Consider the following 19,845-nt stretch of genomic DNA (forward strand, 5'->3'; position numbering starts at 1 on the left):
CCATCGTCATCTGCCGCCCCGTACCATGGCGTGCGTTGCCGCCCGATCCATCAACCTGAATCATGAATCCTGCCGCACGCCGCCGTTGCCTGCCGTTGTCCGCCCTGCTGCTGTCGCCCTGGGCGGCGGTGGCCGAGCCTGCGCCCACCGCCCTGCCTGCGGTGCAGGTACAGGCCGCACGGGTGCCGGGCATCGACCCGTTCGCGCTGCCGGCCAGCCAGGACACGGTCTGGATCGACGCCGGCCGCGCGGGCACCGGCGCACAGCTGTCCGAGGCGTTGGCCGGGGTACCGGGGCTGCTGGCACGCGACCGGCAGAACTTTGCCCAGGACACCCAGCTGTCGATCCGTGGCTTCGGTGCGCGCTCGACCTTTGGCGTGCGCGGGGTGCGGGTGTTGATCGACGGCGTGCCGGCCACCATGCCTGACGGCCAGGGCCAGCTGTCGCACGCCAGCCTGCTCGGCGCCGAACGCATCGAGGCGCTGCGCGGGCCGTTCTCGGCGCTGTACGGCAATTCCTCTGGTGGCGTGCTGCAGGTCTGGAGCGCGCAGGGCCAGGCCGGGGACCCGTGGCGGTTGCGCGTGAACGCCGGCGCCGACAACACGCTCAGTGTCGGCGCGCAGCTGAAGGGTGCCGGCAACGGGCTGGACTACAACATCGCCGCCAACCACTTCCGCACCGATGGCTGGCGCGACCACAGCCGCGCGCGCCGCGAATCGCTCAATGCGCGCATCGGTGGTGATCTGGGCGGTGGGCGGCTGGAGCTGTTGCTCAATGCGCTGGACGCCCCCGATGCGCAGGATCCGCTGGGCCTGACTCGTGCCCAGGTGGCGGCTGATCCGCGCCAGGCCACGGCGGTGGCGCACCAGTACAACACCCGCAAATCGGTGCGCCAGCAGCAGGCCGGTCTGCGCTGGACCCGGGAAACCGGCGCGCAGCGCTGGCAGCTGATGGGCTATGCCGGCCAGCGCACGGTGACGCAATACCTGCCGATTCCGCCGACCGCCCAGGCGAACCCGCTGCACGCTGGCGGAGTGATCGATCTGGAGGGCGGCTATGGCGGCCTGGACGCGCGCTGGGGCTGGCACGGCGACCTCGCCGGCGGGCCGTTGGACCTGGTGGCCGGGCTCAGCGCAGACCGCCAGCGCCAGCACCGCACCGGCTACGAGAACTTCATCGGCAGCGCCCTCGGCGTGCGCGGGCGCCTGCGCCGCGACCAGATCGACACGGTGCAGAACGTGGACCAGTTCGCCCAGGCCTGGTGGCAGTGGAGCCCGCGCTGGTCGTTGCTGGCGGGCGTGCGCCACAGCGCGGTGCGCTTCGCGTCCGACGACCGCTACATCGTCGGTGCGAACCCCGACGACAGTGGCCGCCGCCGCTACCAGGCGACCACGCCGGTGGCAGGCGTCAGCTTCGAGGCCAACCCGCAGTGGCGGCTGCACGCCGCCGTGGGACGTGGTTTCGAGACCCCCACCTTCAACGAACTGGGCTATCGCGCCGACGGCCAGGCGGGATTGGCACTGGATCTGGCGGCGGCACGCAGCCGCAGCCTGGAGGTAGGCAGCAAATGGCACGCACAGGATGGAACCCAGCTTGATGTCAGCCTGTTCCGCGCAGATACCGACGATGAGTTGGCAGTTGCCAGCAATTCTGGTGGGCGCAGCACCTATCGCAACATCGGCCGCACCCGCCGCCAGGGTGTGGAACTGCAGTATCGCCAGCCGCTGGCCGAGCAGCTGGAGCTGCAGCTGGCGTGGACCTGGCTGCAGGCGCAGGTGCGCTCGCCGTACCTGACTTCGAATACCCTGGTTGCTGCCGGCAGCCGCCTTCCCGGGGTACCGCGCCAGCAGGCATTCGCCCGGCTGCAATGGTCACCGCGCGAGTGGCAGTGGGCGCTGGAGGCCTCCGCCAGCAGCGATACCGTGGTCAACGACGTGGCGACCGAACGCGCGCCCGGCTTCGCCCTGCTGCATCTGGAAGCCGGGCGTCGCTGGACCCTGCCGGGTGGCGAGCTGCGCGCCTTCGCCCGGCTGGAGAACGTGCTGGACCAGGCCTACATCGGCTCGGTGATCGTCAATGATGGCAATGGTCGCTTCTACGAGCCGGGACCGGGAAGGCGGGCCAACGTCGGCCTGCAATGGTCGTGGCGCTGAAGGCGTAGTGCCGGCCGCTGGCCGGCATCGCGCCGTGCAGGACGTCAGGAGGTTGCCGGCCAGCGGCCGGCGCTACCGTCAATCGGGGGCCTTGGCTGGCACGAACGGCGAGGTCGGGTCGCTGGCCGGGAACGTCTCCTCCAGCGCCTCGTCCTGGTTGTCGCTGGCGCGCTGCTTGCGCTCACGCCGCTTGAGCGGGCTTTCCTGGCCGCCGCGATGGCGGTCACCGCCATCCTTGCGGTCCTGGGCGGCCTGTTCAGCCTCGTGCTTCACCGGCAGGTGGTCGTCACCGTGCTCAGCGTCGAAGAACGGTGCACCGGTGCCGCGGTAGTCGGCGTTGTCGGCATCGCGCTTGCCGCGCTGCTCGCCGGGAATGGGCGGGTGGTTTTCCCGCAGCGGGTCTCGTGAGGTCTCTCGGCTCATGGTCTGGTACCTGCGCTCGGGGGCTTCCACTACACCGCCCAGCAGGTAAAGCCGCCGCGAACCTGGCGTCATGAACATCTCGCTCACCCCCCGGTAACGGCACCGCGCGTATTCCTGCCCACCCGCCCCCGTTGCAGGAGCCGGCCATGCCCCGTCTTGAACGACCCGCACCGTCCGTGTTCAACGCCCTGCTCGATCCGCTCGGCCAACGCACCGCGCAGCGCCGCACGCGCCGCCATGAAGATCCGCAGGCAGTGGCGCAGGACTACCTGCAGTACATGCTCAGCGACTACGAGGAGAGGCGTGGCCAGAGCCACCGCAACTGGCGCGATCTGTGCCCGGTCTATGCCTTCGCGCTGACCACCCACGCTGCCGACTGGCCGCGCGGTGATGCCGCCGATACCTGCGAGGAACTGGCCGAGCACTGGGAACAGATGCGCGGGCAGTCGCGGCTGGGCTGGTCGCAGGCACGGCCGGTGGTGGAGGATGCATGGCGGGCGCTGGACCATATCCCGGCGGCGGCGGTGAGGCCGTTGTTGCAGTAGCGCAGGGCACCTGATGCAGCCGAGCGTGGGTTCGGCTCTACAGCCAGGTCGCCGCGCCACTTGGCGTGCACGGCACGGACACGGTTGATTTACGCCTGCCAGCCCAAGCTGGGCACCCTGCCCCGCCAAAGGTGCGCCCATGGCCCGCCCGATCTGGACCGGCACGCTGTCGTTTGGCCTGCTCAATGTGCCGGTGTCGCTGATGTCCGGCGAACGCAAGGTCGATCTGCAGTTCCGCATGCTCGACTCCCGCGACCGCAAGCCGATCCGTTTCGAACGGGTCAACGCCGACACCGGCGAGGAAGTGCCGTGGAAGGACATCGTCAAAGCCTATGAGTACGACAAGGGCAGCTATGTCGTGCTGGAGGAAGGAGATATCCGTTCGGCGGCACCGGAAAGCCACGAGGCGGTGGAGGTGGAATCGTTCGTGGATGCGGCGCAGATCGACGCGCGCTACTACGAGAAGCCGTACCTGCTGGTGCCCGGCAAGAAGGCTGAAAAGGGCTACGTGCTGCTGCGCGAGACATTGCGCAGTACCGGCAAGGTGGGCATCGCGCGGGTGGTGGTGCGCACGCGCGAATACCTGTGCGCGGTGATGCCGCATGAGGACGCGCTGGTGCTGATGATCCTGCGCTATCCGCAGGAACTGGTGGATCCCGAGGACTACAAGCTGCCCACCGGAAAACTCTCCGACTACCGCATCACCAGCAAGGAAACGGCGATGGCCGAGCAGCTGATCAAGTCGATGGCCGGCGATTGGGACCCATCCCAATACCACGACGAGTTCCGCGAGCGCCTGCAGCAGGTGTTGAACAAGCGCATCAAGTCCAAGGGCGGCACTACCCGGGTGGACGATGAGCCGGCACCGCGTGAGGATGCCAGCACCAATGTGGTCGATTTCATGGCGCTGCTGCAGAAGAGCCTGGACGCGAACACGCGCACGCCGGCGAAGAAGACGGCGACGCGCAAGGCACCGGCGAAGAAGGCTGCGAAGAAGGCTGCCAAAAAGGCCGTGAAAAAGACCACGCGGCGCAAGGCAGGTTGAACCATGTCGCTGCACCAGTACCGGCGCAAACGCAGACTGGGCGGTGGCGCCGGACAGACGCCGGAGCCTGACGACACGCGCGCCCAGGGTGATCCGAAGCGGCGGCCGACCTTCGTCATCCAGCTGCACCATGCCAGTTCGCGCCACTATGACTTCCGCCTTGAGATGGACGGTGTGCTGAAGAGCTGGGCGGTGCCGAAAGGGCCTTCGCTTCGCGTCGGCGAGAAGCGGCTCGCCGTGGAAGTGGAAGATCACCCGTTGTCCTATGCCGGCTTCGAAGGTGACATTCCCGAAGGCCACTATGGTGCAGGTCACGTCGAGGTGTTCGATCACGGCACCTGGGCCTGCGAAGGTGATCCTCTGCAGGCGCTGGCCGCTGGCAAGATCGACTTCGTGCTGCATGGACAACGTCTGGCCGGTGGCTGGAAGCTGGTGCGCACCGCGATGAAGGCACGCCAGGTACAGTGGCTGCTGATCAAGCGTGACGACGGCGAAGCGCGCGACGCCGAGGCAGATGACCTGCTGACGGCCTCGATGCCGAAACGAGCGCCTGCGGCAAAGAAGCGTTCCACAGAGAAGGCGGCGCGCGATGCACCTGCCACACGCACGATCACACGCAAGGCCGATGTCCGCTGGCATGCACGCGCGCTGAAACTGGACGATGCACGCGATACGCCCTATCCACGCGCGTTCAAACCGCAGTTGACCGATCATCGCGACAGCGCGCCGGACGGTGCGCGCTGGCTGCACGAGATCAAGTGGGATGGTTATCGCCTGCTGGCCGATCTGCACGGCGGCGAGGTGAAACTCCGCTCGCGCAACGGTCTGGACTGGACGTCCGATTTTCCCGAGGTCGTGCAGGCCGTGCAGGCGCTGCCGGTGCGCGATGCACGCCTGGATGGTGAGCTGGTGGTGTTGGACAAGGAAGGACGCAGTGACTTCGCGGCGTTGCAGCGGGTGATCGACGGCAGTTCGAAACAACCGCTGCGCTACATCGTGTTCGATCTTCCGGGTGTGGCCGGCGTGGACATCAGTCGTGCGCCGCTGCTGGAACGCAAGGCGCTGCTGAAGGATCTCATCGGGCCGGCGCCCGGCACACTGGCCTTCAGCGAACACGTGGTCGACCATGGGCCGCAGGTGTTCGACGCCAGCGGCGAGGCGGGATTCGAGGGCATCGTCAGCAAGCAGGTGGATGCGCCGTACGTGAACGCCCGCGCCCGCAGCTGGGTGAAGGTGAAGCACGAAGACACCGACGAGTTCGTGATTGTCGGCCACACGGCGCCCAAGGGTTCCCGGGTGGGATTCGGCTCGCTGCTTCTGGCCACGCCGGACAAGGCTGGCCTGCGCTATGTGGGCCGCGTGGGCACCGGCTTCGACGACGAGAGCCTGCGCGCGCTGCTCAGGGCACTGCAGCCGTTGGCAGTGAAGACGCCCGCGCTGCAGCTGCCAGCGCATGTGTCGTTCCGCGCTGCCGACGTACGCTGGGTGAAACCGGTGGCGGTGGCGGAGGTGGCATTCCGTGGCTGGGGCAAGGAAGGCCTGCTGCGCCAGGCCAGTTTCAAGCGGCTGCGCAGCGACAAGCAGAAGGAGGACCTGGGAATGAGCACCGCAGATGCCGGGACTGGAGGCGAGGTCCAGATCACTCACCCGGAGCGGGTGGTGTTTCCAAAGGAGAAGCTGAGCAAGGGCGACGTGGCCGACTACTACCAGCGCATGGCGCGCTGGATCCTGCCCGAACTTGCCGGACGTCCGCTGTCACTGCTCCGGTGCCCGGACGGCGTGGGCAAGGCCTGCTTCTTCCAGAAGCACCATGGTCCCGGCCTGGGCGATGCAGTACATGCGGTGCCCCTGCAGCAGAAAAGCGGCCGCGAGGATTACGTCTACATCGACGACACGCGCGGTCTGCTGCAGCTGGTGCAGATGAACACCCTGGAACTGCATCCCTGGGGCGCGACCGTGGCCGACCCCGAGCACCCGGATCGCCTGGTGTTCGATCTCGATCCCGGCGAAGGCGTCAGCTGGGCACAGGTGAAAGCCGGTGCACGCGATGTGCGTGACCGCCTTCTGCAGGTGGGCCTGAAGAGCTTCGTACGCCTGTCTGGTGGCAAGGGCGTGCACGTGGTGGTCCCCCTGCAGCCCAAGGCTGGCTGGGACGAAGCGAAGACGTTCTGCGAGGCGTTCGCGCAGGCAATGGCGCTGGAGCAGCCTGATCGCTACGTGGCGACGATGAGCAAGGCCAAGCGCGGCGGCGTGATCTTCATCGACTGGTTGCGCAACACACGCGGTGCGACCAGCGTGTGTTCGTGGTCGCTGCGCGCGCGCGAGGGTGCCGGCGTGGCGGTGCCGCTGCGCTGGGAAGAACTGGCGCGGGTGAGCGCGGCCGACGCATTTCCGATGGCCAAGGCGCTGGCGCGTGCGAAGCGCCTGAAGGGGAATCCGTGGCAGGGTATCGAACGCTTGAAGCAGGTGTTGCCGACTACGGAGTTGTAGAGCCGAGCCCATGCTCGGCTTTCACGTCCGCGATCAGAAGCAGTCGAGCATAGGCCCGGCTCTACACGAAGGCGGCGCCCGAGGGCGCCGCCCCGGACCGATCAGAAGTCCGCGCGGATGCCGAAGGTGACGCGGCGCCCGGAGAACTCGTACTGGGTCGGGAACGCCTTGTCGATCGTATAGCCGCTGGTCTTTTCATCCAGCAGGTTGATCGCTTCCAGGTTCAGCTTCCAGGTGTCGTTGAGGCGGAAGCCGATCGAGGCATCCAGCTGGCCATAGGCATCGCGGTAGACCGGGTACATGTTGAGATGGATGTACTCGACGTACTTGTCCTTGTAGTTGTACGAGGCGCGTGCGCTGAAGCGATCGTTCTCGTAGTACAGGGTGAAGTTGTACGCCTTCTCGGCCAGCCCCTCCGGCGGTGTCGGGATCGAGAGATCCGATGCGCCGGTCAGCGAGTTGTCCAGCTGTGTGTAGTTGGCATTGATGCCCCAGCCTTCCAGTGCCGGGTGCAGCATCGACAGCGGCAGCTGCGCGACCAGCTCCACGCCACTGACCTTGTACGAACCATCGGCATTGACCGGCTGGTACACCTCGAAGTCGTAGTAGCCATCCAGCGACCCGTTGGCGTTGAGCTTCTCGACGTTCGGCACGATGCCGGTCAGCGACTGCCGCACCACACCGTCGATCTTCTTGGAAAAGTACGACGCCGCCAGCAGGCCACCGTTCTGCAGGTACTTTTCCAGGCCCACTTCCCACTGCTTTGCCGTGGTCGGCTTCAGCGCCGGGTTGCCATCCATGAAGCGGAAGCTGCTCCAGCTGACCGTGCGCCGGTAGGCGATGTCGGTCAGCGACGGACGCATCAGCGTTTCCGACGCAGCACCGCGCAGCACCAGGCCCTCGGTAATCTCGGCGGTCATGTTGAAGCTGGGCAGCAGCTTGCTGTAATCGCCGCTGCTGGAGATCGGCGTGGCGGTGAAACCGCTGCTGCCATCGGGCTTCTGCACCGGATGGAAACCGGAGGAGTCGACGTCGGTATCGATCGACCGCACGCCGAGATTGGCGTACACCGGTACCTGGCCGATGTCGAAGTAGAAATCAGCCATGGCATACAGCGCCAGCGTCTTCTCCTTCACCTCGTAATACTGGCCCGGGTCCAGCGGCGTCGTATAACCGGGATAGCGGAAGGTGGACCGCGCATAGGCGTTGGAGATCTGCTGCCAGTCCAGATCGCTTGGGCGGTAGGCGCCGCCCGGTGCCAGCTGGCTGATCCACACCGGGTTGCTGTCGGCCAGCGTGCGCTTGTTCACCCACGCCGCGCTGCCAGCCGAGGGGCCCTGGATCTTGCCGCTGCCGAACTCGCGCTGCTTGGTCTTGTCGGTGTAGCGCGCACCGAACTGCACCGCGCTCAGTGCAGGGAAGAACGCCAGGTTCATCTGCCGGCGCAGGTCGAGCTGTGCGGCGTACTTGTCGTCTTTCACGTTTTCCACTTCGGTTTCGTACGCCTCGAACAGGTACTTGTCCGCAGCGTTGTACATGTCGAAACCGCCGATGCTGCTCGGCACCGTTTCACCGCCATTGCCGGTCCAGCGCGTACGCGACGGCGCATAGGTGACGTGCTTGAGGTTGGCGTAGTCCGAATCCTTGCGCGCGCCGGAGTAGCCGACCAGCGCATCGATGTCCCAGCCTGCCACCTTCCAGTCCAGTTTGCTGCTGAACTGGCGATAGTCGGTGTTGGCGTTGCGGTCCTTGCTGAGGATCTCGTGCTGGGTGGCGGTGTAGGCCACGTCCTTGAGCACGGTGATGCCGTAGCCGCCCAGCGTGGTGCGGTCGTAGTCGTAGATGCTGTCCAGCGTGCTGCGGCTGGAGGCCGAATAGGCCGCCGCATCGTACTCGTCTTCATGCGTGTCGTAGCCGCCGAGCATCGCGTCGAAGCTCAGCGAAAACGTTTCGCTGGGCTTGAACTGCAGCGATGCGGTGGCACCCCACTGGTCCTGCTCGTTGAGATAGACACGGTCACCGACCTTGTCCTGGAAGATGATGCGGCTGGTCTCGTCCTTGTCCATGCGGTTCTTCACCACGATGCCAGCATCGCGCGCCAGCACGGCCGCGGCCTGCGACGAACGCGAACCGGACGCTTCGAGGAAGCGGCCCATCGGGCGGAAGTTGATGCCGGAATTGGAATCGGTGCGGTTGCTGCGCTTGGCCTTGGAGAACGACACCAGGCCGCCCCAGTCTCCCCAGGTGTCACTGGCCAGGAACGAGATCTTCGGGTCGACCTTGCCGTTGATCGAGTTGTGCGAGGCCTCGGCCGAGGCGCTGAATTTCGGCTCGGCGTAGTCGAACGGCTTGGCGGTTTCGATGTAGACCGAACCGGCGATGCCACCCTCTTCGTCCGCAGCGGTCGGTGACTTCTGCACCGTGACGGTCTGCACCACATCGGCGGCGAAGATGTCGAACTGCACATCACGCCCGCCGCTGCCCGAGGCGGTGGCCAGGTTGTTGATCGAGACCAGGGTGAACTCACTGGGCAGGCCACGCACGCTGACCTTGCTGCCCAGCCCCTTGTTGCGTTCGATGGTGACGCCGGGCATGCGCTGCAGCGCCTCGGCCAGGTTCTGTTCGGGGAAATCGGCGACGTCGGTGGCGACGATCGAATCGGAGAAGCCGACGTTGGCGCGCTTCAGATCGACCGCGCGCTCCAGGCTCTTCGCGTAGCTGCCACTGACGGTGACGGTGTCCAGCTGCTGCAGCTGTTCTCGGGTATCGCCGTCGGCCTCTTCGGCCTCGGCCATGGCATCGACGGGCAACACGGCCAGGCCGCCGATCAGCACGGCGTGCACGGCACGGGACAAACGCTTCGCAAGAGGGGCTGCAGCTGCAGCCTCCCGGATCTGGTGACGCATCGGATGGATTCCCCGGTTCCCTGTGGTGATCCGCGCCGCGCCTGCCCGATATCCATGGGACAGACCCCTGCGCCGCGTTGCCGACGTTCGGCGCGCACCGAGCCTAGGGAGGAATTATTAAGCCTGTGTTGCGCTGCGCGAAAAAGTCGCCTTCGCCTCTTCATTTGAGGGTCGGGATGCCGTTCTCTACGGAGGACAACTCAAATCGGAAACACACGCATGGCACGAACGGAACATGAGGTAGATGCGGTACCCCGCGTGCCCCCGCAGAGGGGGATAGATTGGCCGAATCTGGTGATTGTCTTCACATTCGCGATAACGGTGTGTGGTGTCTTCACATATTGGATCGGAGCATCTGCAAGGAATGGTTACCTCGCAGAACTTGGAATTCCTAACGACGGATTCTCGCTGGCCCGGGAAGGATTGCTTGGATTTGGTGCGGACGCGCTTGTTCAGATGGCCTCTGACTATCCACACCTTTTGGAAGAACAATGGGGAATTTTTGCCTTCCTTTCTCTGGCTATTGGCGGATTGACCACGTACTTTCTATGGCCGATGTCGCAGCCCGAAACGCGAGCGAAGCGGTCGCCGCGCCGAAAGGCAGTGTCCTTGGGCGTTGCAACGGCCCTCATACTTCCAATGATGGGACTGATCATGTCCATGTTCGCAATTGTCCTGATTGCTGTCCCTGCTGGCTTTGGCAATCATGCAGGCAAGGTATGGGCAGCTGAGATCCGACGTGATGTATGCACGCCAGCAGCAAAAGCGCCATGTGTCGAGCTGTGGGATGAAGACAAAAAGCTCGGGTGCGGGGCGGTGATTGCGGAATCAACCACTCGTCTCGCCTTCTTGGATGAACGGACTGGTCAGACGCGGGTGATGGATGTCCAGGGATTGCAGAGTATCGGTGTACTTGCACCGGACAGAGCGAAGCGCGACCAGCGGCTCTGCACGGATCACGATTCACCAATTGCAGCGACTATGACGCTGTGATTCAACCGCATGCAGACTGGATGCGACGATTCCGTAATCAATGCAGTCCGGCACTGCCTACCGCGCTGCGCGAAGCGCGACGGCCGAACCACCAGCCGACCAGCAGCTGCACCGGCAGCGACGCCAGCAATGCAATGACGAACCACAGCGGGAAATCCGCACCCATCGTCCACATGGCATAGCCGCAGCCCAGCGCGATCAGCGACCAGATCGAGAACCCATGCGAACGCGGCCAGCACGGTGCGTAGTAGGTGGCGAAGGAAATGCCGGCGACGCCGCCGAGCACGCTGAAGGCCAGGTCCCACCCCAGCTGCACGCTGTTGTTGTCCGGCAACATGCCCACCAGCGGGGGCAGCCAGCTGGCGACGCTGCTGACCAGCGCAAGCGACAGCACGCCGCCGATCAGGGCGACGAGGGACAGGAACAGGGTCTTGAGCAGGCCAGGCATGCGCGCATTGTACGGCTGCGCGAAGTGCCTGGGGTTGCCGGCCAGCGGCCGGTACTACCGATGGATCGGCATGGCCGCCGCGTCCGTGGGAGAGGGGGACGGAGCGACGGCGGCCATGCACAGGCGGTCAGGCGGCGAAGTCGAGCACCACGCGGCCTTCGATGGTGCCCGCGTGCATGCGCGCGAACACGTCGTTGATGTTTTCCAGGCGGTCGGTGCTGACCGTGGCGGCAACCTTGCCTTCGGCAGCGAACTGCAACGACTCCTGCAGGTCCAGCCGGGTGCCGACGATCGAGCCACGCACGGTGATGCCGTTGAGCACCATGCCGAAGATATCCAGTGGGAAGTTGCCGGGCGGCAGGCCATTGAGCGAAACGGTACCGCCACGGCGGACCATGCCCAGTGCCTGCTCGAACGCCTTCGGCGACACCGCCGTGACCAGCGCGCCGTGCGCGCCGCCGATTTCCTTCTTCAGGAAGGCAGCAGGGTCAGTGGTGCGCGCGTTGACGGTGATCTGCGCGCCGAGCTGCCGGGCCAACGCCAGCTTGTTGTCGTCCACGTCCACCGCAGCCACGTTCAGGCCCATTGCGCGGGCATACTGCACGGCCATGTGGCCCAGGCCGCCGATACCGGAAATCACCACCCAGTCCCCTGGCTTGGTATCGGTAACTTTCAGGCCCTTGTAGACGGTCACGCCGGCGCATAGCACCGGCGCGATCTCCACGAAGCCCACTTCCTTCGGAAGCAGGCCGACATAGTTGGCATCGGCCAGTGCGTACTCGGCGAAGCCGCCGTTGACCGAGTAACCGGTGTTGCGCTGTGTCTCGCACAGCGTTTCCCAGCCACCCAGGCAGTGTTCGCAATGGCCACACGCCGAGTACAACCAGGGGATGCCGACCCTGTCGCCTTCCTTGACGTGCCCTACCCCGCCTCCCACGGCCACGATGTGCCCCACGCCCTCGTGGCCGGGGATGAACGGCGGGTTCGGTTTCACCGGCCAGTCGCCCTCGGCGGCGTGCAGGTCGGTGTGGCAGACGCCACAGGCCTCGATCTTGACCAGTACCTCGCCCGCCCCCGGGCGCGGTACCGAGACTTCCTCGATCACCAGTGGCTTGCCGAACTCACGCACGACAGCGGCCTTCATGGTCGAATTCATGTTCGGATCTCCGTAGTGCGCTTGCCCACAGAATGACGCCGGCTCGAGGCCGGCGCTTTGATCACGATCAAACCTTTGACGATTCGTGCAGCAGGTTCAGCCGGCCAGCACCGACGCCTCGCGGGCGAGGCGTTCGATGGCGTCCCAGTCACGGGTCTGCAGCAGCGCCGGGGTGGTCAGCCACGAGCCGCCCACGCACAGCACGTTGGGCAGGTGCAGGAACTGCGGCGCAGTCTGCGCGCTGATGCCGCCGGTCGGGCAGAAGCGCACATCGGCGAACGGGCCGTGCCAGGCCGCCAGCAGTGCAGCGCCGCCGACCTGCACCGCCGGGAAGAACTTGAAGGTGTCGTGGCCGTGCTCCAGGCCCAGGATCAGGTCCGAGGCGGTGGCGGCACCGGGCAGGTACGGCAGGTCGGCATCGCGCGCGGCGGCATACAGCGCCGGCGTGGCACCGGGGGACACCGCAAAACGCGCACCGGCCTGCTTTGCCGCCTGCATCTGCGCGGCGTCGAGCACGGTGCCGGCGCCGATCACGGCATCGGGCACGGCCTCGACCATCGCCTTGATCGCATCCAGCGCCTGCGGCGTGCGCAGTGTCACTTCGATCACCGGGAGGCCGCCACGGAACAGCGCCTGGGCCACTTCGACCGCTTCATTCACATCTTCGGGGGTGTACACCGGAATCACCGGTGCCAGCTTCAACAGCGCGCGCAGGCGCGGATCAGCGCTGGACATGGTCTTGCTCCTTGCCCGACGGGGCATCGCGGATCGCCGCCGGGGCCGGCAGCGCAGCGGCGCATGATGCCACGTGGCTCACCAAGGTGCTGGTGGCGCCCCGCCCTGTCCCCGGTTCAGGCCGGGTCGGCCTGCAATGCCTGGATGCGACGCTGGTACCAGTCACCACCGAGCGGATCGAACACCGCCGAGCGCTCCATCTGCGCCTCGTACACGTGTACCGAGATCGCCAGCGCTTCGTCGCTGGCGTTGCGCAGGGTGTGGTACTCGTGCGGCGGAATCAGGCTGCCGGCACTGCCGCAGCCCCCGCGCAGCACGGCGTGGCGGCGGAAGCGCCAGCGCTCGCCGGCACACTCCAGCAGTTCATACCGGGTGATCTCCAGCTCGCCTGACCACACTCCCTCCACACACCACATGGCATCGTGGTCGTGCAGCGGCGTGCCTTGCCCTGGGCCCCAGCTCATGGCAATCACGCTGTAGCCGTGTTCGCGGCTGTGGTACAGCGGGCGTCGCGCGTAATGATCACTGACCGGACGGTGCACGCACTCGGGCAACTCGATGCGGCTGTCCGCGATGGCTTCCTGCAGCGCCAGCTGCAGGTCGGCGGTGATGCGCTCGGCATCACCGGAGGTCATCGCCGCGTCGACTGCGGCGATCAACCGGTCGCGGCCACGGAACGCCGGAAACGGAGAGGTCTGCAGGTCCATGCCCCGACTGTAGCGGAGCCTGGTTAAGGGAATGTTGGCGTTCGCGCGCGTCGCGCCCGCATTCAAGGTGAACACGCGCGGAAGAACGGTTCAGATGCACATCAAGTAGAGCGATCACAATGGAACCTCGCGCAGCAGAAGCGGTCGAACACGACGCGATTCATCTTCGCTGCGACATTCCGCAACTTCGCGCCCCACGGGCGCAAGGCTAGAATTCTCCGACTTACCTGGTTCTATACATGTCAGTGCGAATTATTAGCGATGCCGCGTTGCCGGCATCGAAGGGCAAGGCTGCCACGATCAACGACATCGCACGACTGTCGGGAGTTTCCAAGAAAACGGTTTCAAGAATCATCAACAACTCGCCGCTGGTGCGCAAAGACACCCGCGACAAGGTCGAGGCGTTGATGCGCGAGGTCGGTTACGTGCCCGACCCCCTGGCGCGCGGCCTCGCGTTCCGCCGCTCCTTCCTGATCGGCCTGGTGTATGACGACCCGGGCGCCCAATGCATTGTCGACCTGCAGCACGGCGCGCTGGAAGCGCTGCGCGGCACCGGCTATGAGCTGGTGGTGCATCCCTGCGACAGCCAGTCTCCGGACTGCGCGCACGGCGTGCGGCGCTTCGTGCAGCAGCAGAAGCTGCACGGCGTGATCCTGGGCCCGCGTGCCTCCGAGTCGGCCGCGTTGACGGAGATGCTCGACGGCATCGAATGCCGCTATGTCCGCATCAACGCGCATGTATCGGATGACGAGGCACAGGCCGTGGTCACCCACGATCGCGACGGTGCGGCCGCGGCAGCGGGCTACCTGCTCTCGCTCGGCCACCGCGACATCGCGGTGATTGCCGGTCCGGGCGACCGCCGCACCGCACGCGAGCGCACCCATGGCTTCCTCGACCGGCTGGCGCAGGTGGGCCTGACCCTGCCGGGTGAACGCGTGCTGGAAGCGGGCGATACGTTCGAGTCGGGCGTGCATGCCGCCGAACGGCTGCTGATGGGCGGACAACGCCCCAGTGCGATCTTTGCCGGCAACGACGAAATGGCCGCCGGCGTGTACCAGGTGGCGTTGCGTGCGGGTATCGCGGTGCCGCAGCAGTTGTCGATCGTCAGCTACGACGACAGCCCGCTGGCGTCGCGGCTGTGGCCGCCGCTGACCTCGGTGCGCCGCCATGTGTCCGACATCGGACGCATGGCGGCGGCGATGCTGGTGCAGGCCGACGTGCCGGATGTGCCGACCGCAACCAGCGTGCATCCGCAATTGATGGTGCGCGGTTCCTGCCGGGCCGTGGATGCCTGATTGCCCTGCCCTCGCCTGCACCGCCGTAACGGTGCAGGCAGGCAGCAACGAAAACGGCGCATCCAGGTGCGCCGTTTTCAGTGCGAAGCGGTGTGCGCCGTGCGCTTACACGTCGCCGCCGTCGGCCCAGCCTTCGCCGGTGCCGGCCTGGAACACGCGGTCATCGCCCTGCACATCGCCTGCCGGCAAATGCGCCTGGTCTGACAGTGCCGCGTAGATCGGGGTGAAGTCCGGCGACGTTGCCTGCATCAGCTGTTCGAAGCTGTCGATGACGAAGTAGGTCTTCTGGAAGGTGTCGATGCGGTACTTCGTGCGCATGATCCGCTGCAGGTCGAAACCGATGCGGTTGGGCGCGGCCGATTCCAGCGAGTACAGCGACTCGCCCTTTGACGACACGATGCCGGCGCCGTAGATGCGCAGGCCGTCGGGCGTATCGATCAGGCCAAACTCCACCGTGTACCAGTACAGGCGGGTCAGGTTCTGCAGCGCATCCGGGCCGATCGCGTGGGCTTTGACGCCGCCACGGCCGTACGCCTCCATGTAGTCGGCGAACACCGGGTTCATCAGCAGCGGCACATGGCCGAACAGATCGTGGAACAGGTCCGGTTCGGCGATGTAATCGATCTGGTCCGGGCGACGGATCCACCAGGTCACCGGGAAACGACGGTTTGCCAGGTGGTCGAAGAAGTCCAGTTCCGGCAACAGGCCTTCCACGCCGACCAGGGTCCAGCCGGTGGCCGCGCCCAGTACCTCGTTGAGCTGGTCGAAGCGCGGAATCATGTGCGCGTTCATGCCCATCTCGTCCTGTGCATCCAGGAATTCCTGGCAGGCGCGGCCGACCAGCAGTTCGCGCTGGCGCTGGTACAGCGTGCTCCAGGTGGCGTGGTCGTCGGCGCTGTAGGTGTCCCACGGCTGCTCGACGAGCGCGGTGGTATACACCGGCACGTAGCCCTTGTCGGTCTGCTGGTGTTCGACGCGGCGGGGCTGGGCGAGGTCCATGGGGCACTCCTTGACGGGATACCCACGATGCTAGGGCAGGGCGCGCGCAACAGGGTTGCAAAAGTTGCGCCGATTGGCCTTGTTGGCGCAATATCCTTGCGTACTCACCATGTTGCGGGGCAACAATGGCCGGAGAAGTCCAGTTCGATCGCACGGATATACGTCTGCTGGCTGAAATCCAGCGGGATGGGCGCGCCACCAACGCCGAGCTGGCGACACGGGTGAACCTCTCGCCCTCGGCCTGCCTGCGCCGCCTGCAGCGGCTGGAAAGCGAGGGCGTGATCGTCGGCTATGGCGCGCGGCTGGAACCGCGCCAGCTGCGCCTGGGCCTGCAGGCCTTCGTGCGCGTGCAGCTGGAAAAGCACGACCAGGCCGCGATCGGCCACTTCGTGGACAGCGTGCAGGGCTGGGATGAAGTGGTGGCCTGCCATGCACTGACCGGTGACATGGACTACCTGCTGCACGTCTACGTGCGTGACCTGGAGCACTTCTCGCACTTCCTGCTGGACCGGCTGCTCAATGCCGGCGGCGTGGCCGATGCCAATTCCAGCTTCGTGCTGCGCACGGTGAAGGGCTTCCAGGCATTGCCGCTTTCGCAGCTGGAATAAACGCGCCGCCGCGATTTGACGGCGCCGGTCGGGTAGCCGAGCATCTCCGCCCTGCGCGCGCCGCAGCGTTCCTTTCCGGTTCCACGCATGTCCGAACTCCAGCACCCGGTGCTTACCACCACCTTCCTGCCGCTGCAGCGCAAGTCGCTGGCGCGCTATATCGCCCATGGCACGCCACCGCAGACGGCCTTGGAGCAGGCCGGGCTGATGGCCGCGCAGCTGTGCCGGACGCGCCTGCATCCAGCGGCCGAGATCGAGCGCCTGCTGCATGATGCCTGCGCGCTGTTTGCCGACAACGAAGGTGCCGCCGCGCAGCTGGCCGGCCCCGGTGGCGGTGGCCAGCCGGAGCTGGATGCCTGGTTGACCGCATTGGCCGCCCACGGCGTGCTGCTGGCGCCGGCGGAGATCCTGCAGGACGTCATCGCGCAATCGCCACGGGAGTACCCGGGCCTGGCCCTGCAGCAGGCCTGCCAGGAAACCCTGGTTGAACATGAGATCCGCTTTCCCGCCACCTTTTCCAGTGACGACGACGAGGCCACGCAGGATGACGTCGCCGCCGCGGATGCGCGGTCGGTCGAGCACCATGGCCTGTACACCTCCGAGCAGGCCCGCGTGCTGCGCGCCATCGCCGCCAACCCCGATGAGCTGATCGACCTCGATGGCTATGCCGGCACCGGCAAGGGCCACCTGGTGCTGGCGCTGATGGAGGCGCGGCCGGGCCGCTACACCTACGTGGCGCCCTCGCGTGGGCAGGTGGAAGCCTTCCGCGCCCGCGTGCCGGCCAGCACTGCGGTGCGCCTGCTGACCCAGATCGAGTTCGCCAACCGCGTGGCGCAGCACGCCGCGCGCAGCGGCCAGACCGGTGGCTTCGTTGCCAGCTACCGGCGCAGCACCCGTACGCCGCGCGAGATTGCCGGCCGCATCGGACTGCAGGGCATCGGTGGGCGCAGCCCGGAGCAGGTGCTGCTGACCGCGTTCGAGGCCATCAACCGTTGGTGCGCGTCGTCGGCCCCGGGCTTGGCGTTCCAGCATTTCGACCGTTCGGTGCCCGCTGCGATGCTCGATGTGTCGCCGTACATGGCGGCCGCCGAGCACGTCTGGCGCTGCATGTTCGACGCCGAGCTGCAGCGGGGCACGCTGCTGAGCCTCAGCCCGGCGCACATCGGCAAGTGGTTGGCGCTGCGCGGCGTTACCCCGCCGCAGGACATGGGCATGCTGCTGGTGGACGAGGCGCATGACCTGAGCCCGTCGTGGAAGCAGTTGCTGGCCGGGCATGCGCCTGGCGTGGTCAGCCTGGGTGATCCGCACCAGTGCCTGACCGGTACGGTGCAGCGCTGGGCCGCGTCGAAGGTGCTGGAAATGCACCAGTCGGTGCGCCAGGGCAACCAGGTCGAGGGCCTGGTCAACCAGACCCTGGCACTGGATGGACTGGGCCAGGAAAGTGGGCCGTTCGTCGGTGCCACCGACCGCGCCACCGGTGTGCTGCATTACCGCGACTGGGCGCAGGTGCCGAGCGAGGGCCTGCGCATCCATGGCAGCGTCGCCGATCTGGCCCTGGACGCGGCACAGCTGCACGCACTCGGGCTGCGGCCCTACCTGCATCCGGCATCGCTGCGCGCGCTGCGCAGCGTGCTGCAGCGGCCGCTGGATGCGTGGCGCCGGCGCCGCGACAGTGCATCGGACCAGGAATGGGAGCGCTTCCTGGCCACGCAGGCCGACGAAGGGCAGGGCGCGCTGGTCGAACTGTTTGCGTCTGCCGATCGGGTGCAGTCACTGCTGCTGGCGCTTGATGACCAGGACACGCCCGCTGAAGGGCGGGTGGCGCTGTGCCTGGCCGAACACGCGAAGAACCTGCAGTTCGACGTGGTCTCGCTGTCGCCCGGTTGCTTCAGTGCGGGGCAGGGCGGGCGCATCTGGCACAACCCGGTGCGCGCGGTCTATCTGGCGCTGACCCGTGCGCGACGCCAGCTGCACGTACCGGCCGATGGCATGGAACAGCTGCAGCACACGGCGACACTGCAGGAGCAGGCGCGCCAGATGCGCAGGCGCGAGCGGCAGCAGGCCAGCGGTTACCGGCCCGCGCGCTAGCACGCGCGTCGCTGTCTGGCAGCGACACGCTGGCTCAGGTCAGCACTTGTCCTTGCGGCCCATCAGCTTGCCCAGGCGCGAGGCTTCCTCGCACTTCGGCGCGGCCACCGGTGCCGGTGCGGCCGCCGCGGCACGTGCGCGCTGCAGCTGCTGGATCTTCGCGCGGATCTGCGGCATGGCTGCCATCGCGGCCTTTTCGCCTTCCAGGATTGCGGTGCCACGCTGGCTGAAATCGGCGGCGCCGATGTCCAGCACCTTCGGGCGGATGACGATGTCGGCGCGTGCCAGTTCCTGCTCGCCCAGGCGCTGGCCCATGATCGAGATGGACTGGTTGACGATGCCCAGCATGTCGGTCGGCGCCTTGCCGCTGGCCTTGCTGGAGATGTCCACGGCGATCACGAAGTCGGCGCCGAGCTGGCGCGCGGCATCCACCGGTACCGGGCTGACCACGCCGCCATCGATGTAGTTGCGGCCACCGATCTTCACCGGTTCGAACACGCCGGGGATGCTGCTCGACGCGCGCACCGCCTGGCCGACGTTGCCGCGCACGAAGATCGCACGCTCGCCGGTTTCGAGCTGGGTGGCGACGGCGGCGAACGGCTTCTTCAGTCGCTCGGCAGGACGGTTGGCGACCTGCTCGTTGACGTAGTCCTGCAGCTTCTGGCCCTGCACCAGGCCGCCGGAGAACAGGCGCACGTCGCGGATGCTGGCTTCGTCCAGGGCGACTGCCTTGCTCTGCATCTGGAACGCGTCCATGCCGCTGGCGTACAGCGCACCGACCACGCTGCCGGCGCTGGTGCCGGACACCACGGCCGGTTCGAAGCCGTTGGCCTCCAGCATCTTGATCACGCCGATGTGGGCGAAGCCCTTGGCTGCGCCACCACCGAGGGCGATGCCGATCTTCACCGGCTTGGCCTGCGGCACCACGGTCGGCGCCGGCGGCGGTGTGGGGCGGACCGGGTCGCCACCGCAGCCGGCCAGCAGGCCGATCAGGGCGACGGACAGCAGCATGCGGGGGCGGAACAGGCTCATCGGCAGTGCGCTCGCGGCGCCGGATTCAGGAAAGGGCGCCAGCATACCGAAGCCGTGGCGGGGCGGGCAGGGTAGGAAACATCGCCCATTCATAAAGGTAGTGCCGGCCGCTGGCCGGCAATCATTGGGAACCTGGCAACGGTTCATGAGGCTGCCGGCCAGCGGCCGGCCCTACCGGGGGCGGGCAGGACCCGTTGTCGCCGTCCCGCATCCGGCCCCGGC

16 protein-coding genes are annotated in these 19,845 nt (G+C 66.7%); 8 read left to right on the top strand and 8 right to left on the bottom strand.

Annotated features, from left to right (window positions below; translation table 11 throughout):
- Nucleotides 1-62: 62 nt before the first annotated feature.
- A complete protein-coding gene (locus V3B64_RS10800) occupies nucleotides 63-2,153 on the top strand; it encodes a TonB-dependent receptor (RefSeq protein WP_094001756.1) in 2,091 nt (696 codons plus the stop codon).
- A 78-nt stretch (nucleotides 2,154-2,231) separates the two neighbouring features.
- Here V3B64_RS10800 and V3B64_RS10805 read toward each other — a convergent pair whose 3' ends face one another.
- The gene (locus V3B64_RS10805; RefSeq protein WP_088023001.1) at nucleotides 2,232-2,576 is read right to left on the bottom strand and encodes a hypothetical protein; all 345 of its coding nucleotides are present in this window, start codon (nucleotides 2,574-2,576) and stop codon (nucleotides 2,232-2,234) included.
- A gap of 146 nt (nucleotides 2,577-2,722) precedes the next feature.
- Between V3B64_RS10805 and V3B64_RS10810 the strand changes: the two genes are divergently transcribed.
- From V3B64_RS10810 to ligD, 3 genes are all read left to right on the top strand, one after another.
- Complete coding sequence (locus tag V3B64_RS10810; protein WP_014035432.1) at nucleotides 2,723-3,121, top strand: hypothetical protein; 399 nt, start codon at nucleotides 2,723-2,725, stop codon at nucleotides 3,119-3,121.
- Nucleotides 3,122-3,260: 139 nt separating this feature from the next.
- Entirely contained in the window at nucleotides 3,261-4,166 is a 906-nt protein-coding gene (locus V3B64_RS10815; RefSeq protein WP_329914128.1) for a Ku protein, read from the top strand.
- Between the two features lie 3 nt (nucleotides 4,167-4,169).
- Complete coding sequence (ligD, locus tag V3B64_RS10820; RefSeq protein WP_329914129.1) at nucleotides 4,170-6,656, top strand: DNA ligase D; 2,487 nt, start codon at nucleotides 4,170-4,172, stop codon at nucleotides 6,654-6,656.
- 101 nt (nucleotides 6,657-6,757) lie between these two features.
- Here ligD and V3B64_RS10825 read toward each other — a convergent pair whose 3' ends face one another.
- Nucleotides 6,758-9,511, bottom strand: a complete 2,754-nt coding sequence (locus V3B64_RS10825; protein ID WP_329914130.1) for a TonB-dependent receptor — start codon at nucleotides 9,509-9,511, stop codon at nucleotides 6,758-6,760.
- Nucleotides 9,512-9,781: 270 nt separating this feature from the next.
- Here V3B64_RS10825 and V3B64_RS10830 point away from each other — a divergent pair, with 270 nt between their 5' ends.
- Nucleotides 9,782-10,555 (top strand): hypothetical protein, encoded by a 774-nt coding sequence (locus V3B64_RS10830; RefSeq protein WP_329914131.1) that lies wholly within the window; start codon nucleotides 9,782-9,784, stop codon nucleotides 10,553-10,555.
- Nucleotides 10,556-10,592: 37 nt separating this feature from the next.
- On the opposite strand, the gene V3B64_RS10835 is transcribed toward V3B64_RS10830, so the two are convergent.
- The 4 genes from V3B64_RS10835 to V3B64_RS10850 all read right to left on the bottom strand — a co-directional run bounded on the left by V3B64_RS10835 (nucleotide 10,593) and on the right by V3B64_RS10850 (nucleotide 13,601).
- Nucleotides 10,593-11,003: a hypothetical protein gene (locus tag V3B64_RS10835; protein ID WP_329914132.1), complete on the bottom strand. Its 411-nt coding sequence runs from the start codon at nucleotides 11,001-11,003 to the stop codon at nucleotides 10,593-10,595.
- Between the two features lie 127 nt (nucleotides 11,004-11,130).
- Nucleotides 11,131-12,159: an alcohol dehydrogenase AdhP gene (adhP, locus tag V3B64_RS10840; protein WP_094001751.1), complete on the bottom strand. Its 1,029-nt coding sequence runs from the start codon at nucleotides 12,157-12,159 to the stop codon at nucleotides 11,131-11,133.
- A gap of 96 nt (nucleotides 12,160-12,255) precedes the next feature.
- Complete coding sequence (gene eda / locus V3B64_RS10845; RefSeq protein ID WP_329914133.1) at nucleotides 12,256-12,894, bottom strand: bifunctional 4-hydroxy-2-oxoglutarate aldolase/2-dehydro-3-deoxy-phosphogluconate aldolase; 639 nt, start codon at nucleotides 12,892-12,894, stop codon at nucleotides 12,256-12,258.
- A 116-nt stretch (nucleotides 12,895-13,010) separates the two neighbouring features.
- Nucleotides 13,011-13,601 carry a cysteine dioxygenase family protein gene (locus tag V3B64_RS10850; protein ID WP_088023016.1) on the bottom strand — a complete coding sequence of 197 codons (591 nt, stop codon included), beginning with the start codon at nucleotides 13,599-13,601 and terminating at the stop codon, nucleotides 13,011-13,013.
- Between the two features lie 239 nt (nucleotides 13,602-13,840).
- On the opposite strand from V3B64_RS10850, the gene V3B64_RS10855 reads away from it, so the two are divergent.
- Nucleotides 13,841-14,896, top strand: coding sequence for a LacI family DNA-binding transcriptional regulator (locus V3B64_RS10855; RefSeq protein ID WP_329914134.1), 1,056 nt, complete (start codon nucleotides 13,841-13,843; stop codon nucleotides 14,894-14,896).
- 105 nt (nucleotides 14,897-15,001) lie between these two features.
- Here V3B64_RS10855 and phhA read toward each other — a convergent pair whose 3' ends face one another.
- Nucleotides 15,002-15,895, bottom strand: coding sequence for a phenylalanine 4-monooxygenase (phhA, locus tag V3B64_RS10860; RefSeq protein ID WP_094001749.1), 894 nt, complete (start codon nucleotides 15,893-15,895; stop codon nucleotides 15,002-15,004).
- A 125-nt stretch (nucleotides 15,896-16,020) separates the two neighbouring features.
- Here phhA and V3B64_RS10865 point away from each other — a divergent pair, with 125 nt between their 5' ends.
- Nucleotides 16,021-16,503 carry an Lrp/AsnC family transcriptional regulator gene (locus V3B64_RS10865; protein WP_004153377.1) on the top strand — a complete coding sequence of 161 codons (483 nt, stop codon included), beginning with the start codon at nucleotides 16,021-16,023 and terminating at the stop codon, nucleotides 16,501-16,503.
- An 87-nt stretch (nucleotides 16,504-16,590) separates the two neighbouring features.
- Nucleotides 16,591-18,591 carry a hypothetical protein gene (locus V3B64_RS10870; protein WP_329914135.1) on the top strand — a complete coding sequence of 667 codons (2,001 nt, stop codon included), beginning with the start codon at nucleotides 16,591-16,593 and terminating at the stop codon, nucleotides 18,589-18,591.
- A gap of 39 nt (nucleotides 18,592-18,630) precedes the next feature.
- Here the strand turns inward: V3B64_RS10870 and V3B64_RS10875 are convergent, their stop codons facing one another.
- A complete protein-coding gene (locus V3B64_RS10875; protein ID WP_019337382.1) occupies nucleotides 18,631-19,623 on the bottom strand; it encodes a patatin-like phospholipase family protein in 993 nt (330 codons plus the stop codon).
- Nucleotides 19,624-19,845 lie beyond the last annotated feature (222 nt).

This window comes from Stenotrophomonas sp. SMYL86 (genome assembly GCF_036320025.1).
GTDB classification, from domain to species: Bacteria; Pseudomonadota; Gammaproteobacteria; order Xanthomonadales; family Xanthomonadaceae; genus Stenotrophomonas; species Stenotrophomonas maltophilia_A.